Genomic DNA, 14505 nt, shown 5'->3' on the forward strand with positions numbered 1-14505 from the left:
CGGACAGCGTCATCTCGTACGCGTCGACGGCCCGCCGCACGTTCGGCGTGCTCGACGCGGCCCCGGCGATCATCCGGTCCAGGTCACGCGCGGTCGGTACGTCGCCTTCCGCCACACACCCCTGATCAGTTCTCGGCCGACGCCTTCTCCCGTGGCACATGCGGTAGCGCGAGCGCGAGATAGGGGTTGGTCGTGGACTTGGTTCTGAGCCCCAGGGTCGCGGTCGCCGCGGTCAGAGTCATGGCGTAGGTGTCCACCGCGCGGCTGACGTTGGGGGCTTCAAGGCTGTCTCGGGTCACCAGCCGGTCCAGGTCCACGTAGGCGGAGCGCACGGTCTCGATCCAGCGGTACACACGCCAGTCCCGGCGCCAGCCCCTCGTACAGTCCTCCGGCAACAAATGCGACCACCGGTCGAACAGACGTGTCCGGATCTCGGGGAGGGTCGGCGTCAGGTGCATGTGGCGGACCAGGTCGTACAGGGGGTCACCCACCATCGCCATCTCCCAGTCGATCAGTGTCAGCCCCGTGCCGTCCTCGCGGCGGATCATGTTCCAGGGATTCAGGTCTCCATGGAGCAGCACGGCACGTCGAGGTGTCACCGTGTGCCGGCCAAGAATCTGTTCGAGTCGGAAACTGCTCGTGGGCAGCCCGAGCTGTCCCGCCAGTTGCAGAGTCTCCTTCGGCAGTTCCGACACCATCCGGACCAGTTCGTCGCACAGTTGCGCATGGAACCCTGCGGACAGAGCGTTCGAGTCCTCTTCCAGCCGCGTGCAGTCGACCTGAGTGAGGGCGTCGAGCTGCTTCACCAGGTCGTCCGCCTCATGGGGCAGAAGGCCACCCGTGGGGTGATCGGGAGGCCTGATCTCCCCCGCCGCTCCTTCGAAGGAATGGATGGTGAACTGGTCTCCGAGCTCACTGACACCCAACGCCAGCACACGAGGCGCGCGCACAGCGACACCCGAGTCCTCGATCGCCCGCAACACGACGTGCTCGTTCAGAAACCGACGTTCCCGGGCGTTGCCGGCTGTCACCTTGCGCCGCACCATGACCGGGTACTGCACGCCCTCGACCCGCACCGCCGTACTGAGGTGAGCCGTCCCCTTGAACACCCGGTCCGCCGAGGCCGCACCCTCCTCGAACAGGGCTTCCTGCACTGCCGACGCGGGGAACTTGGGATGCTCGGGGACTTTTGCGTCACGTACCCACGAGATGGACGACACCGCGCGGTCACGGCTGTGGCGCTTGCCGTGGGACACATTCCAGCGGAAGAGGATGCGCTCGATGGCCTTCTCGTCCGGGACGTTCTTCAGCCGCAGAGGTTCCTCGGCTGCGTGCAGCGCCCAGTAGACCGCTTCGGTCGCGGCGTCCAGGTCCTTCTGGTCGAACGATTCGCCTAGAGATGTCGCGGCACGCATCACGTCCGGGTAGACGGACTGGGCGCGCTCGAAGGCGACATAGTGCCGCAGATCGCGCTCCAGGCCGTTGACGGCCTTCGGGCGCCGCACCACCATGGCCGAGCGCCAGGCCTCGACCGCCTCGTCCCACTGGTCCGACGGGTAGCCCATACGCACCAGATGGGTCGCGAGGTCGTGCAGCGGGTCGCCGTAGCTCGAGAGTTCCCAGTCCACACAGATCAACGGCGGACCGGCCTCGTACGACACGATGACGTTGTCGCGATGCAGATCCGTGTGGAGGAGACTGAACGGACGGCTGATCATCGCGGGAACCCGCTCGGCGAACCGCACCATGGCGTCCTCGGGAATGCCGAGCGTCGCGAACAGACCACCGAAGCGCTGCCAGTTGCGCTGCCGGACCTGTGTCTCCGTGGCCAGCGCCAGCGTGCGCAGAAACGCCCTGCTGTCCCGGCTGGACCGGGGCCAGTACTGCGGCAGCGGGGGCAGTTCCTTCCGGCCGACCTGCGTCATGTCCGCCAGCAGCTCGGCGAGGGCCCGAACCAGATGCTGGTCCACCGGCTTGCCGTTGGGACAGACGCTCGACAGGGGGACGCCGTCCACGTAGCTCATGACCGCTGTGTCGCCGTACTTCAACAGGCACTGCGGTACGTGTGGAAGGGCGCCCGAGATCGCCTTGAGGATCTCCGCCTCGTCCTGCCAGGTGCGGATCACCACGGGCAGCGCGGCACGCTGACGCTCACGCACCATGACGAACTTGAGACCGGCCGACGGATCAAGCCAGGGTGGGGGCGGAACGATGTAGTTCAGGTTGTGGTGACCGCGGGTGAGTCTTCCCGCTGATTTGGCGTGGGACACCAGCTCACCGAGCGCTTCGCGGGCCGCCCGCCCCGCAAACGCGGTGGCGGGCCCGGATGGAACACCCACGGGCACTCCTGAGCAACTATGCGGCGCCTCCGATTTTCATGCGCAGCACGAGAGGGACCACACTGTAGTGCTCAAGCAACCCCGACACGACCCTTATTCGGAACTGGCTACCCAGTCGAGACCGTCTTCACTCCTTCGCTTCACACAGTTCGAGACTTGTGGACGAACGGGCAACTCCGTCAAGGCGCGTCATAGCGGTGCCAGCAGGAGTCGAACCATTCCTGCCAGCTCTGCATGAACACGGACCCGACGGCGCCGGGGTCACCCTCGTCGTGGACGAGGCGTATCAAAGTCGAGCCCAGTCCGAGGACGTCCCAGGCGTCGATCTCCGTGTCGTCGTCCATCAGGATCCTGCGCTCCACGATCTTGTAGGGGCCGATCAGCCCCTCGACGCCGCGCCGCAGATACAGCTTGTGCGTCGGAACGAGTGGAACCTCTCGGACCAGCACCTCCACCTCGGGCACCAGCCCGTCCGTCTTGAGGTTGCGCAGGGCATTGCGCAGCGAAGAGGTGTGCCTCCGAATGATCTCCCGCGTCCGGGCCTGCAGGATCCGGTCCAATTCGGTCACATCGGGGGCGGGCTTCTTGACTGCTCTGGCCCTCGGATACGGCAGCTCGGTCGCATCGGAAGGCAGCATTATCCGGAGCGTGATGCGCTCCGGTGCAGCGATCTGTTCGTTGCGGATCTTCTCGGCCTGGAGCCGCATGTGAGTGTCGAGGCTCTCCGACGTGAACGTGAAGACGTCCAGTTCCACGACTGGTTGGGCAAAGGCACGGTCGACGAAGGGCCCGAGCGCGATGCGACCAGGGGGCACCTTCGGCTGCGTCGTCACGTGGATGGGGAGCGTGACGCGGACCTTCGAACCACTGCCCCGTCGAGATTCGATCCAGCCCTCGGTCTTCAGCTCCTCCAGGACACGCTGGATCGTGTCGCGCGAGACCTCGAACTCCTCGGCGAGAGCGCGCTGCGGGGGCAGGTTGTAACCCGGCCGGTACTCCCCGCCGGAGATCCGGGACCGCAGCGCTGCCAGGATCGTGGCTCCCTTGCCGCGTTCTTCGCTCACACCGCGACCGTACCTCCATCACCGGGCATGCAAACCGAAGTGGCGGCCCGCTTTTGGTCCACAGGCAGTCAAGGCACCCAGCCAACAGCCCAATATGTGCAGGGCGGTTAGTCGATCAACCAGTCAGGGCACAACCAGATTTGAGGCAACCAGTCCAATTGGACCGCTATTGATCAGTCTCATCAAAGTGGCAAGGGGGTGGACGGCATGGTGGACCGGTTACGTGCATGGAGTGTCCCGCCGTCAGGACGGGCGGCGCAGGACGGCAAGCACCTGAGCCATCGATCCCACGATGTCCTCGGCCCCCGCCTCCCTCAGAATCCGCTCCTTGTCCTCGTTACGCGCGTAGCCGAGAAACGACACTCCCGCCCGCTGCGCGGCCTGAAGGTCCGTGGCGGCGTCACCGATCATCAGCGTGGCCGACGGAACGGCTCCCATGGCCTTGATGGCCTGGTCCAGGCAGTACGGGTTCGGCTTCATCAGGTCGAGGTTCGGGGTGCGGCCGTAGACATAAGGGAAACAACCCGTCAGCTCACGGCTCTCGACGTACGCCGATGCCGCGACCGCCGCGTTGTTGGTGGTGATCGCGAACCGCACGCCGAGCGACGACCACGTCCTGATCAACGGATCGGCGTGCGGAGTGGGCATGGCCTTGGGCACGGCCTGCAGTTCACGCCGGGTGAGCCACTCCTCCAACTCGAGAACCAGGTCACTCCCCGGACGCCGTTCGTGCACACCCCGCAAGGCATCATGCGGGTCGTTGCCGGATCGTTCCTGCTCTTTCAGCAGTCCACCCATGCCCAACTGATCGATCTTGGCGACCAGTTCACCGGCTATCTGGTGGGCCGGATATCCCGCGAACAACCGGCAGATCGGCCCGTCCATGTCCCAGAGCACGTACCGAGCGGAGGCGACCAGTGATGCGAGTCGTGCTGTCTCTGCTGTCACCGGTTCAGTGTGCGTCGTCTCAGGAGTCACTAGGAGAGTGTCAGGTCCGTCGTGATGGTTTCCCAGAGGGCGTCGAACCACTTCTGCGATTGCTCGACGAACGCGGCGTCGCGTTGGCCGGCGTTCTTGTCGAAACGGAAGAGCAGGGATTCCGTTCCGAGGACGTCGTACATGTCGAGCATCCCCGTGTCCGTGGCCTCCTCCCGCCGCGCGACCATGTAGTAGGCGATCAACGCCTCCACACCGTTGAGCAGGTACAGCTTCACCGGTGGCGTGAACGGCAGGGCGCGGAATCTGACCTTGACGTCGATGCCGTGGGAGGAGCGCAGGGAGCGGAGGTTGTGGCGCAGGACGTGACCCTGGGCGTTGCGCATCTCCAGCCAGCGCTGGTGGACCGGGTTGTCGTCGTCAGGGGCCTCGACCGGGACCGGGAAGGCCAGGTTGATGTCGCGGGAGGGCAGCAGGATGCGGACGTCGATGGACTCGGGGTGGATCCGGCCCTCGTGGATGAGGCGGACCGGCTCGCTCAGGGCCACCATCAGGGTCTCGGCCGTGAGGCAGGCCGCGTCGATCCGGACCTGCGAGGCGGCGAACGCGTCGGCCAGGCGGGGCGCCAGGGCCACCATCGTCGGCTGCGGGCCCCCCTGGGTGACCGGCACCTCCGCGATCCGCGGCGGGCTCCCCTTGCTCACGTTGCTGAGCAGTCCGTCCTCCTGAAGCGCGCGCAGCGCCTGGCGGACCGCGCCCCGCTCCACCCCGAACTCCTCCGCGAGCTCGGCCTGGGTGGGGAGGCGGTCGCCGGCCTTGAGGTCGCCCGTACGGATGCGTTCCCGCAGGGTGTCGGCGATTTCCTGGGGCGAGAGCCTTCTGCTGCCGTTCACTGCCACGTTCTCCTGGGTCACGACCAAACGGTACAACTCCAATCCATCTATGGGGAGTTGTTCCGAAGTTGTTTATCAACTGCCACCAAGTGGGGACAACATAGTTAGAGTTGGTTGCCAACTTGGTTGAGTTGGTGGAAGTTTTGCCTCCGCACTGCCCGCCTCGCCCGCCCCGATGCCCGAAGGGGGAACCACCATGCCGGCCCTCGCCCTCCTCTCCGCCGTCTTCGTCGTCGGCGTCGAGCAGACCCTGCAGTGGAAGTACGGTGCCAGCGGCATCATCGGGATGCTCCTGCTCACCATCGGCATCAAGGCCAAGAACCCCGCCATCAGTTCGACGGGGGCCGTGGTGCTCGCTCTTCTGGTCGCGGGACCTGCCCTATGACCCGAGCACATTCGGATCCACCTCTGTGGGAGACGTCAGCCAGTGAGCGCCAGCTCCGAACTGATCGTCTCCCACAGTGCGTTGAACCACAGATGGGACTGCTCCACGAACGTCGTGTCCCGCAGTCCGGCGCCCTGCTCGAAGGCGAACAGCATCGACCGGGTGCCCTCGGAGTCGTACAGCTCCAGGTGCTCGTCGTCGATCTCCTGCTTGCGGCGCGTCAGCGTGTAGTACGCGAAGAGCGCCTCCGCGCCGTTGAGCAGGTACAGCTTCACCGGTGGCGTGAAGGGCAGGGCGCGGAAGGAGACGTGTACGTCTATGCCGTGCGTGGCCCGCAGGGCCAGGAGGTTGTGCTGGAGGACCTGCCCCTGCGCGTTGCGCTGGGCCAGCCAGCGCTCGTGGACCGGGTCGTCGTCACCGCGTCCCTCGACCGGCACCGGGAAGGCGAGGTCGATGTCCCGGCCCGGAAGCAGGACGCGGACGTCGATCTTGGCCGGATTCAGTCGTCCGGCGTGGATCTGACGCAGCCCCTCGCCGATGGCGAGGTTGAGGGACACCGACGTCAGGCACAGGGCGTCTATCTCGACGTGCGGGGCCGCGAAGGCGGCGGCGATCCGGGGGCCGAGGGTGACCATCGTGGGCTGCGGCGCGGCTCCGGGACCGGTGACCGTCCTGCCGAGGCCCAGGTCGGGGGCGACGGTCGCCGGGCTTCCCTTGGAGACGTTGGTGAGCAGGTGCTCCGTCTGCAACAGGTGCAGCGCCTGCCGTACGACCCCCCGCTCGACGCCGAACTCGTCGGCCAGCCGCGCCTGTGTGGGCATGCGCTGACCTGCCCGCAGCGTGCCGGACCGGATCCGGGCGCGGAGCTCGTCGGCCACCTCGTGATGTGACTTCTGTGGCCGCTGTGACCTCTTCCGCCCATTGACGGAGGCGTGTTTCGGGTCCACGACCAAACACTACAACTTCCCGCCATCTTTGGGCAGTTCACTGAAAGGTGGTTATGAGCCGCATCCAAGCGGAGATAAGTACAGTGAAGTTGGTCGCCAACTTGGTCAACCTTGAGAAACATGGTCAAGACTTCACAAGGTTGGCCACGTCGGCGGTCGACAGGGGCCACCGTCCCGAAGGGGGGACCGTCATGCCGTTCATCGCTGTCGCCATCGCCGCCCTCGCCGTCGGCTTCGAAGCGCTCGTCCAGTGGAAGTGGGGCGCGATGGGCATCATCGCGTTCCTCGCCCTGACGATCGGCGTCAAGTCGAAGAACGTCGCCATCGGCGGCATCGGAGCGGTCATCCTCGTGATGCTGCTCGCCCAGTCCGGATGACGCCCGCCCGTCGGGTCCAGGATCCGGCTGACCGGGCTCTCTCCTGGAGGGGAGCCGGGAGCCCGGTCGGTCTGCACAGCCACAACTGAACACCGACAACTGAAGAGCTTCACCGGTACAGCCACAACTGAAGAGCACAGCTACGGATGAGCAGTCAGCCGTCGTCGACAGGAAGGAGGCCTCAGAACATGTCCGGGCACCAAGCCCGCCTGGACGTACGCAGCAGGGCGTCGGCCTCCCGGCCGGCGCCCGCTCGGTCTTCCCGCACCCGCCCCAGTGCCGCGAGCCGCACGGCCGACTCGTCACCGAGCCACAGCGTCGCCAACTACCGTACGTCCAGGGTGAGATCGGCGCTCGCCGTGGTCGCCGTGCAGGACGCCCCGTCGGGCGAGGCCTCCAGCCGGTACCGGCCGCCCGCCATCCCGGACCCGTCCACGACCTCCAGCACCAGCACCAGCGCACCCTCGACGTCGTACGTCCGCGCCTCCAGAGCCCGTACGACATCCAGGATCCGCACCCACATCCAGTCCGACTGCTGGGTGACGCCGGCCGCCCGGGGGTTCGGCAGCAGGTGCGGGAGCAGGTCGTCCGGGGCCCGCCAGCCGCTCCTGACGCGCATGACCCAGTCGATCGAGCACAGGTAGTGCCACAGGGCGCGCTCGGCGGCCGGGGTCGAGGCGATCAGGCCCCGCACGCTCGCCGTGTTCGACGGCTGCTTGGTGTCGGCCCACTTGTCGTCGACCTCGTACGCCATCAGCCCCTCGACGGTGCCGTCCGCCGCCCGGTACAGCGCGAAGAACGGCTCGGTCCACTTCGGATCGGTGCGCACGGCACCCGTGTCGAGCTGCCACCACCAGTCGTCCCGGCTGATCGCCCCCGGCGTGGCCCGGCGCATCCGGTCGTGCAGTTCGGGGCCGACCTTGCGGACGTCGTCGGGGTCCACCAGGTCGATGCGGCCGCCGTCCAGGTCCGGGCCGCGGGGGTCGAGGCCGGCGCGCGGGACGTCGATCGTCCACTCGGTGGCGGAGGTGGCGGGGCCGAAGCCGTAACGGCCGTAGATCCGGTACTCGGCGGCGATCAGCGTGGCCAGGACGTCTCCGCGCTCCTTCGCGGCGGCGAGGTCCTGGCTCATCATGCGGGTGAGCAGCCCGCGTCGGCGGTGGGTGGCGGTCACGGTGACGGCGGTGATCGCGTCGGCGGCCACGAGTCGGCCCCCGACCGCCGTCACCTCCTGCGCGAACGACCGGAAGGTCGCCACGCAACGGTCCCCCTCGAAGGCACCGAGGAACCGGCCGGGCTCGAACCGCCCCCTGCGCGCCTCCAGCTCCGCCTCCGGAACGACCGGCTCCCGCAGGAACCCGGCCCGCAGGGCACGCAGCCACTCCGGGTACTCGGCCTCGGTGATCGCGCAGACGTCGATGTCGGCTGGGGCGCTCATGAGGCCACGGTAGGCGGGCGGGGTGGAGGTGTCGCGCACTTTTCTCCGCCCCCCGGGCGGCCGTGCATCCCTCAGGTCAGCAGATCCTCCACCTGTGCCTCCCCCTCCCGGTAGCGCCGCGCGATCTCCCCGCTGCACTCGTCCGCCGTCCGCTGGAGCCGCTGCCGGCGCCCCGACACCTGCTGCTCGTACCGCACGAGCCGGCCCATCGCGGTGCTCAGTTCCAGGTCGGTGCGCGCGCAGAGGTCCGAGAGCTCGACCTCGGCGAGCATCTCGGCGGCCAGCAGCCGGTACTCCTCGCTGTGCGGGGTGCCCAGCCTGACGTGGCGGGCCGAGGAGCGGTGGCGGGCCGGGGCGTCGGTGAGGATCTCCGGGAGCCGCTCGACCACGGAGGCCTCCGGGAGCCGTTCGAGCACCGAGCCCGTCGGGGACCGGCGCAGCAGTTCCGCGCGGAGGATGTCGATACGGCCCTGGAGCAGCCGCCGTACATAGCTGAGATCGGCCTCGTCCCGCTGGGCGTCCCTGCGCAGGGTGCGCAGTTCGGGCAGGCTCAGCGTGGCGAGGTCCTGCTCGGGTGGATCGGGGGGCAGCAGGGGGCTGTCCGTACGCTGCGCGGGCGGCCGGGGTGGCTCCGGCTCCGACCTGTGGGCAACGCGGACGGGCCCGGAATGCTGCCCGGTACTCGGTGTGCTCATGCGCCTCTACCGTCCCCTCGACCGGCGTGTGGAAGCATCGTGCCACCCCAAGTGGCCGCTATGTGACCGAGTGCCCCCGAACGGCCCCCAACGGCCCCAGATGGGGGGTTAAGGATCAAAAACAAACCCGAACACGGGACCCTCCCGCGGGACCGGCATGATGGGCCCATGCGTGCAGTGGTGCAGAGGGTGGACGGCGCGAGCGTCGTCGTCGACGGGGAGACGGTCGGGGAGATCAGCGGCGAGGGGCTGTGCGTCCTCGTGGGGGTCACCCACGAGGACACCAAGGAGAAGGCGGCCCAACTCGCCCGCAAACTCTGGTCGGTGCGGATGCTGCACGACGAGAAGTCGTGCAGCGACATCGACGCCCCGCTGCTGGTGATCAGCCAGTTCACCCTGTACGGCGACGCCCGCAAGGGCCGCCGCCCCACCTGGAACGCCGCCGCCCCCGGCGACATCGCCGAGCCCCTCGTGGACGAGGTCGTCGCCCAGCTCCGCGCCCTGGGCGCGACGGTGGCCACCGGTCGCTTCGGGGCGCGGATGCGGGTGTCCCTGACGAACGACGGCCCGTTCACGGTCCTGCTGGAGATGTGAGCCCTACGGCTCGACGACGACCTCCTGGGCGGCCGCCGTGCTCTCGGCCAGCAGCCGCGCGTCCAGGGGGACGTTCCGCTTGACCAGGGCGAGCGCGACCGGACCGAGCTCGTGGTGCCGTACGGACGTCGTCACGAAGCCGATCTTGCGGCCCTCGGCGCCGTCGTCCGCGAGCCGGATGTCGGCGCCGGCGGGCGGCAGATGGACCTCGCTGCCGTCCAGGTGCAGGAAGACCAGCCGCCGCGGCGGCTTGCCCAGGTTCTGGACGCGGGCGACGGTCTCCTGGCCGCGGTAACAGCCCTTCTGGAGGTGCACGGCCGTACCGATCCAGCCCAGCTCGTGCGGGATGGTGCGGTGATCGGTCTCGAAGCCGAGGCGGGGGCGGTGGTGCTCGACGCGCAGCGCCTCGTAGGCGAGCAGGCCCACCGCGGGCCCGGACTTCTCGGCGTACGACTCCAGGTCGGCGCGCGGCAGGAACAGATCGCGGCCGTACGGCGTCTCGCGTACGACGACCCCCTCCGGCACCTCGGCGATGGAACCGGCGGGAAGGTGGACGATCGCGAACTCGTCCGTGCGGTCGGCGACTTCGACCCGGTAGAAGAACTTCATCGACTCCAGGTAGGCGATCAGCGCGCCCTGGGTGCCGGGTTCGACGTGGGCCCAGACGGTCGCGCCGTCGTCGACGAGGTACAGGGCGTGCTCGATGTGCCCGTGCGCGGAGAGGATCAGCGCCTCGGTGGCCTGGCCCGTGGGCAGGTCGCTGACGTGCTGGGTGAGCAGCAGGTGCAGCCAGCTGAGGCGGTCCTCGCCGGAGACGGACACGACCCCGCGGTGCGAGAGGTCGACGAATCCGGCGCCTTCGGCGAGGGCGCGCTGCTCGCGGAACAGGTCGCCGTAGTGCGCGGCGACGCCTTCGTCCACGCCCTCGGCTGGGACGGCGCCTGGCAGGGACAGCAGGGGGCTCTTCATACGCCTAAGCCTACGACTCGGTAGTTGAAGCCTTGAGAGAGCAGTCCTTGCAGCGGCCGAAGATCGCGAAGTGCTTCATGTCGGTCTCGAAACCGAACTCCTGCCGGAGCTTCGCGGTGAAGTCGGCGGCCACCGCGATGTCCGCCTCGATGACGTTCTCGCAGTCGCGGCAGACCAGGTGGATGTGGTGGTGGCGGTCGGCGAGGTGGTACGTCGGCGCCCCGTGCCCGAGGTGGGCGTGGCTCACCAGACCGAGCTCCTCCAGGAGCTCCAGGGTCCGGTAGACCGTGGAAATGTTGACCCCCGACGCCGTCTTCTTCACTTCCGTGAGGATGTCGTCGGGGGTCGCGTGCTCCAGGGTGTCCACAGCTTCGAGGACAAGCTGGCGCTGCGGCGTCAGCCGATAGCCGCGCTGCCTGAGGTCGCTCTTCCAGTCGGTGCTCACCACACCGGAAAGTCTAGGACCTCTCGGTGCGGGACCCACTTGAATGCGGGACCTACTTGAAGAAGGCGATGCCGTCGTCCGGCATGTCGTCGGGCAGGGCCTTCGCCCAGCGCTCGACCTCCTCCGGGGTGACGACCTTCTTCAGGTGGGCCGACATGTAGGGGCGCAGCTCGACCTCGGGAGTCTGCTTCTCGCCGACCCACATGAGGTCGCTCTTGACGTAGCCGTAGAGCCGCTTGCCGCCGCTGTAGGGGCCGGAGGCGGCCGTACGCGCCACGGCGTCGGTGACCAGGTCGATCTGCGGCTTCTGGTCGGCCATCTCGCCGTACCAGATCTCGACGACGCCGTCGTCGCGGACCATCGTCACCTCGACCTTGCGGTCGGAGTCGATGCGCCAGAAGCCGTGCTCGGTCTCCAGCGGGCGGACCTTGTTGCCGTCGTTGTCCAGGACCCAGGTGTGGGACGTGTACTCCAGGAAGTCCCGGCCGTCGTGGCCGAAGGTCACCTCCTGGCCGAAGTTGCACTTCTCCGAGCCGGGGAAGTCGTGCACGCCCGCGCCGGCCCAGTTGCCGAGCAGGAAGGCGAGCGGGACGAGGTCCTTGTGGAGGTCGGACGGGATCTCGATCATGAGTGGCGGTTCCTAGCGGGGGATCAGCGCTGGCCCTGGTACAGCTTCTTCACGGTCAGTCCGGCGAAGGCGAGAACGCCGACGCAGACCAGGACCAGCAGGGCTTCGAAGAAGATCTCCACGGGGTGCTCCTCGGATGAGCGGAGTGCGGTGCATGTACACGGGCCGGGCCCCAGCTTACGCGGCCGGGGCCCGGGGGACGGTGCGAGGTTCCCCTACGGCGGCTCAGCCCAGGAGCTGACTCTGGAGGGTGACGGTCTGCTGGAAGGGGACGGCCGGGGCCGAGCCCTTGCGGGACTGGAGGATCACCGCGAAGACGTCTCCCGCCGAGAGATAGCCCTGCCGGACCTGCTCGGCGCCGTAGGGCTTCGGCTCCGTGAAGGCGGTGCGGGTGATCCCCGCGACGGCGGCCGCCTCCGGGAAGGCCTCGTCGTAGACGGCCTCGGCGGCGCCGCGCACCTGATAGGTCGGGCTGGTGTAGGCCTGGACATCGCTCGCGAGCTTGGACTCCACGACGTTCGCCGTACCCAACTGGAGCAGGTAGACCCGGGTCCGGGTGCCGTCCGGGGTGGTCCAGCCGCGGGCCGCGATGTGACGCAGGCCGGTGTCGACGAGCTTCTGCCCGAGCTCCTCCCGCTGCTCCTTGAGCTCGTACTCCGCCAGGAAGTCCTTCGTCGCCAGCCAGCCGTCCGAGCCGCGCAGCGCCTTGTCCTCCACCGCCCCCTCGGGCGCGGGCAGGAGCAGGTCGCGCAGATCGGCGTGGTGGACCTCGCCCGCGTTGCCCGCGGCGAAGGGACCGGGGCTGCCCGACGGCAACGGCGGCTTGGTGAGCCGGGGGAAGTCCCAGCGCCCGTCGGAACGGGTGGACAGTCCCGGCACGTCCGTGCGCTCCATCCCCGAGATCCCGTACGCCGTGGCCGCACCGGCCGTCCCGAGGACGACGGCGGCCGCGGTCCAGCGCAGGACGGCCCGCAGGACCCGGCGGTCCCTTCTCACCTCGGCCGGTGCGGTCGCGTGCTGCGGCGGCACGTCGGGCTGCGGGGGCCCGGCGGGCGGCGGGGGTACGGCGGCGACCTGCTGCTGCTCGGTCATACCGCCTCCCCGGGCTCCGCGATGCGGTCGAGCTGGGTACGAAGAAGCATCGCGACCCCCTTGCTGTCGAGTGGGTGGGCGCCGTACGCCGTGACGGAGACCAGGACGTTCCCCACGTAGGCGGAGCAGAGCATCATGTCGAGGTCCTCGTCGTCGTCCGCGGACAGCCGGAAGCACCGGGCGTCCTTGTGGCCCTTGATCTTCGGACCCTCCTCGAAGACGTCCAGGGCCGCGAGGAAGTCGTTCTGCGCCTCGGAACCGTTGCGGACCGCGGTCCTGTTCGCCATCTGGGCGAGCACGACGCTCACCGAGTAGATGCCGTCGTTGTGGGAGTTGGCGAAGGACTCCCCGCTGAAGTAGCTGCGCATGGCCATGCCGGAGATGCGCTGCCGGTCGATCTGCCGCTCCAGCTGCTTGCGCTGACTGCGGGGCAGGCCGCGCAGCGCCTCCTTGCGCAGGGCCGTGGCACGGGCGCCGCTGAGCTGCGCGTCGGCCCCGAACTGTGCCAGGTCGGGGCCCCGGACCCAGCCGTCGGTGCCGTACGGGACGAGCATGCCGGCGAGGCCCCGCTGGGTCACCGCCGTCTTCTTGTCGACCTTGGTCGCGGGGAACTTCCAGGTCGGAGCCCCGGCGTCACGGTCGGCGCCCCGCACGGTCACCGCCGTGGCGCCCACCCCGGCCACCAGCGCCGCGACCAGCAGCACCGAACCGGCCACAGCGGCGACACGGCCCCGCCGTGCGCGTCCGCGATCCGGGGCGACGACCGGCGCGGGAGCTTCGGCGGCGGGCTCCGGTGCCGTCTGCGGTACCGGTGTCGGTGCCGTCTGCGATACCGGTGCCGTCTCCGGATCCGTTCCCTGTGTCTCGTCTCCGGTCACAGCCGCTCCATCTGCCGCTCGGCAAGATCCATGATCGTCTTCTTGGCGATCGGCTTCGTCCCGTAGATCCAGATCTCCATCGAGACGTCCCCGCGCCATGCGTGCGCCTCGGCCGAGTACTGGGGCAGGTAACCCGGCTCGGTGTCCGGCCGGGTGTGCACATAGGCCATGCCGTCGCCGGTACCGGGGATCGACCAGCTGTCGGTGGCGGTCTCCTCCTCGGCCCAGCCCTGGTGGTTGAGGCTGGAGTCGAGGGCCGCCATGGAGTCCTCCTGGCGGAACTGGACCAGCCGTATCTCCACGCTGTACGAGCTGCCGACCTCCCAGCCCACCACGGCCGCCCTGCGGAATTCGTCGCCGACGAGGCCGGTGAACTTCTCCGACGGATCGGTGAAGTCGTTCGCGTACTCGGCGATGTCCAGCCAGCCGTCACCCGTCCAGTCGGCCTTTTTGGTCCCCGCGGGCTTCGACAGCAGCAGCTTGCGCAGATCACCCTGGGTCTTCACCTGCCGGTCCTGTGCGGCCGACAGCGGCTCCGGGGCCTCCCCCTTCGCCTGCGCCAGCACCGGCTGGGACAGCGGGGGCAGCGGGGTCGGGGGACGGTCGGCCTGGATCAGGTACCCGACACAACCACCGGCCACGACGCCGAGCGCCACGGCGGCAGCGATCAGGAGTGTCGTACGCCCCCGACGGCGCGTACCGGGTCCTTCTTCGGGTGCTTCGGGCGCTTCCCGCACTTCGGGCGCTTCGGGCACTTCTGGCACTTCCAACGGTCCCCCACAAGACATGAAGCGCGCATTCCATAGGCGCGCTTCAACAGGAGAC

Annotated in this window: 15 protein-coding genes and 1 pseudogene; 3 read left to right on the forward strand and 13 right to left on the reverse strand. The window is 68.6% G+C overall.

All coding sequences use genetic code 11. The features are described 5' to 3' along the window. Nucleotides 1-125 precede the first annotated feature (125 nt). From ABZ098_RS34300 to ABZ098_RS34315, 4 genes are all read right to left on the reverse strand, one after another. Nucleotides 126-2339, reverse strand: coding sequence for an aminoglycoside phosphotransferase family protein (locus tag ABZ098_RS34300; protein ID WP_356597638.1), 2214 nt, complete (start codon nucleotides 2337-2339; stop codon nucleotides 126-128). A 179-nt stretch (nucleotides 2340-2518) separates the two neighbouring features. Then, nucleotides 2519-3403 (reverse strand): GntR family transcriptional regulator, encoded by an 885-nt coding sequence (locus ABZ098_RS34305; protein WP_356597639.1) that lies wholly within the window; start codon nucleotides 3401-3403, stop codon nucleotides 2519-2521. A 243-nt stretch (nucleotides 3404-3646) separates the two neighbouring features. Next, nucleotides 3647-4432 (reverse strand): HAD family hydrolase, encoded by a 786-nt coding sequence (locus ABZ098_RS34310; RefSeq protein ID WP_356597640.1) that lies wholly within the window; start codon nucleotides 4430-4432, stop codon nucleotides 3647-3649. Next, nucleotides 4381-5259 (reverse strand): winged helix-turn-helix domain-containing protein, encoded by an 879-nt coding sequence (locus ABZ098_RS34315; protein ID WP_356597641.1) that lies wholly within the window; start codon nucleotides 5257-5259, stop codon nucleotides 4381-4383. Before ABZ098_RS34315 ends, ABZ098_RS34310 begins: the two co-directional genes overlap by 52 nt. Before the next feature lie 169 nt (nucleotides 5260-5428). On the opposite strand from ABZ098_RS34315, the gene ABZ098_RS34320 reads away from it, so the two are divergent. Then, nucleotides 5429-5617 (forward strand): hypothetical protein, encoded by a 189-nt coding sequence (locus tag ABZ098_RS34320; RefSeq protein ID WP_053851924.1) that lies wholly within the window; start codon nucleotides 5429-5431, stop codon nucleotides 5615-5617. A 35-nt stretch (nucleotides 5618-5652) separates the two neighbouring features. On the opposite strand, the gene ABZ098_RS34325 is transcribed toward ABZ098_RS34320, so the two are convergent. Then, nucleotides 5653-6570: a winged helix-turn-helix domain-containing protein gene (locus ABZ098_RS34325; protein ID WP_356597642.1), complete on the reverse strand. Its 918-nt coding sequence runs from the start codon at nucleotides 6568-6570 to the stop codon at nucleotides 5653-5655. A 185-nt stretch (nucleotides 6571-6755) separates the two neighbouring features. Between ABZ098_RS34325 and ABZ098_RS34330 the strand changes: the two genes are divergently transcribed. Beyond that, entirely contained in the window at nucleotides 6756-6941 is a 186-nt protein-coding gene (locus tag ABZ098_RS34330) for a hypothetical protein (RefSeq protein ID WP_031056588.1), read from the forward strand. A gap of 181 nt (nucleotides 6942-7122) precedes the next feature. On the opposite strand, the pseudogene ABZ098_RS34335 reads toward ABZ098_RS34330, so the two are convergent. Further along, nucleotides 7123-8379 (reverse strand): annotated as a pseudogene (locus ABZ098_RS34335) (GNAT family N-acetyltransferase). 71 nt (nucleotides 8380-8450) lie between these two features. After that, nucleotides 8451-9074 carry an aerial mycelium formation protein gene (locus ABZ098_RS34340; protein WP_356597643.1) on the reverse strand — a complete coding sequence of 208 codons (624 nt, stop codon included), beginning with the start codon at nucleotides 9072-9074 and terminating at the stop codon, nucleotides 8451-8453. Between the two features lie 168 nt (nucleotides 9075-9242). On the opposite strand from ABZ098_RS34340, the gene dtd reads away from it, so the two are divergent. Further along, nucleotides 9243-9668 carry a D-aminoacyl-tRNA deacylase gene (gene dtd / locus ABZ098_RS34345; RefSeq protein ID WP_069765012.1) on the forward strand — a complete coding sequence of 142 codons (426 nt, stop codon included), beginning with the start codon at nucleotides 9243-9245 and terminating at the stop codon, nucleotides 9666-9668. 3 nt (nucleotides 9669-9671) lie between these two features. On the opposite strand, the gene ABZ098_RS34350 is transcribed toward dtd, so the two are convergent. The 6 genes from ABZ098_RS34350 to ABZ098_RS34375 form a co-directional block, all read right to left on the reverse strand. Further along, on the reverse strand, nucleotides 9672-10637 hold the full coding sequence (locus ABZ098_RS34350; protein ID WP_356597644.1) for a folate-binding protein: 966 nt from the start codon (nucleotides 10635-10637) through the stop codon (nucleotides 9672-9674). A 10-nt stretch (nucleotides 10638-10647) separates the two neighbouring features. Next, a complete protein-coding gene (locus tag ABZ098_RS34355; RefSeq protein ID WP_356597645.1) occupies nucleotides 10648-11085 on the reverse strand; it encodes a Fur family transcriptional regulator in 438 nt (145 codons plus the stop codon). Between the two features lie 49 nt (nucleotides 11086-11134). After that, nucleotides 11135-11710 carry an FABP family protein gene (locus tag ABZ098_RS34360; RefSeq protein ID WP_356597646.1) on the reverse strand — a complete coding sequence of 192 codons (576 nt, stop codon included), beginning with the start codon at nucleotides 11708-11710 and terminating at the stop codon, nucleotides 11135-11137. 225 nt (nucleotides 11711-11935) lie between these two features. Further along, nucleotides 11936-12802 (reverse strand): hypothetical protein, encoded by an 867-nt coding sequence (locus ABZ098_RS34365; RefSeq protein ID WP_356597647.1) that lies wholly within the window; start codon nucleotides 12800-12802, stop codon nucleotides 11936-11938. After that, a complete protein-coding gene (locus tag ABZ098_RS34370) occupies nucleotides 12799-13680 on the reverse strand; it encodes a hypothetical protein (RefSeq protein ID WP_356597648.1) in 882 nt (293 codons plus the stop codon). The genes ABZ098_RS34365 and ABZ098_RS34370 overlap by 4 nt, the downstream gene beginning before the upstream one ends. Then, a complete protein-coding gene (locus tag ABZ098_RS34375; RefSeq protein ID WP_356597649.1) occupies nucleotides 13677-14435 on the reverse strand; it encodes a hypothetical protein in 759 nt (252 codons plus the stop codon). Before ABZ098_RS34375 ends, ABZ098_RS34370 begins: the two co-directional genes overlap by 4 nt. Nucleotides 14436-14505 lie beyond the last annotated feature (70 nt).

The organism is Streptomyces sp. NPDC006335 (assembly GCF_040612795.1).
Lineage (GTDB): Bacteria > Actinomycetota > Actinomycetes > Streptomycetales > Streptomycetaceae > Streptomyces.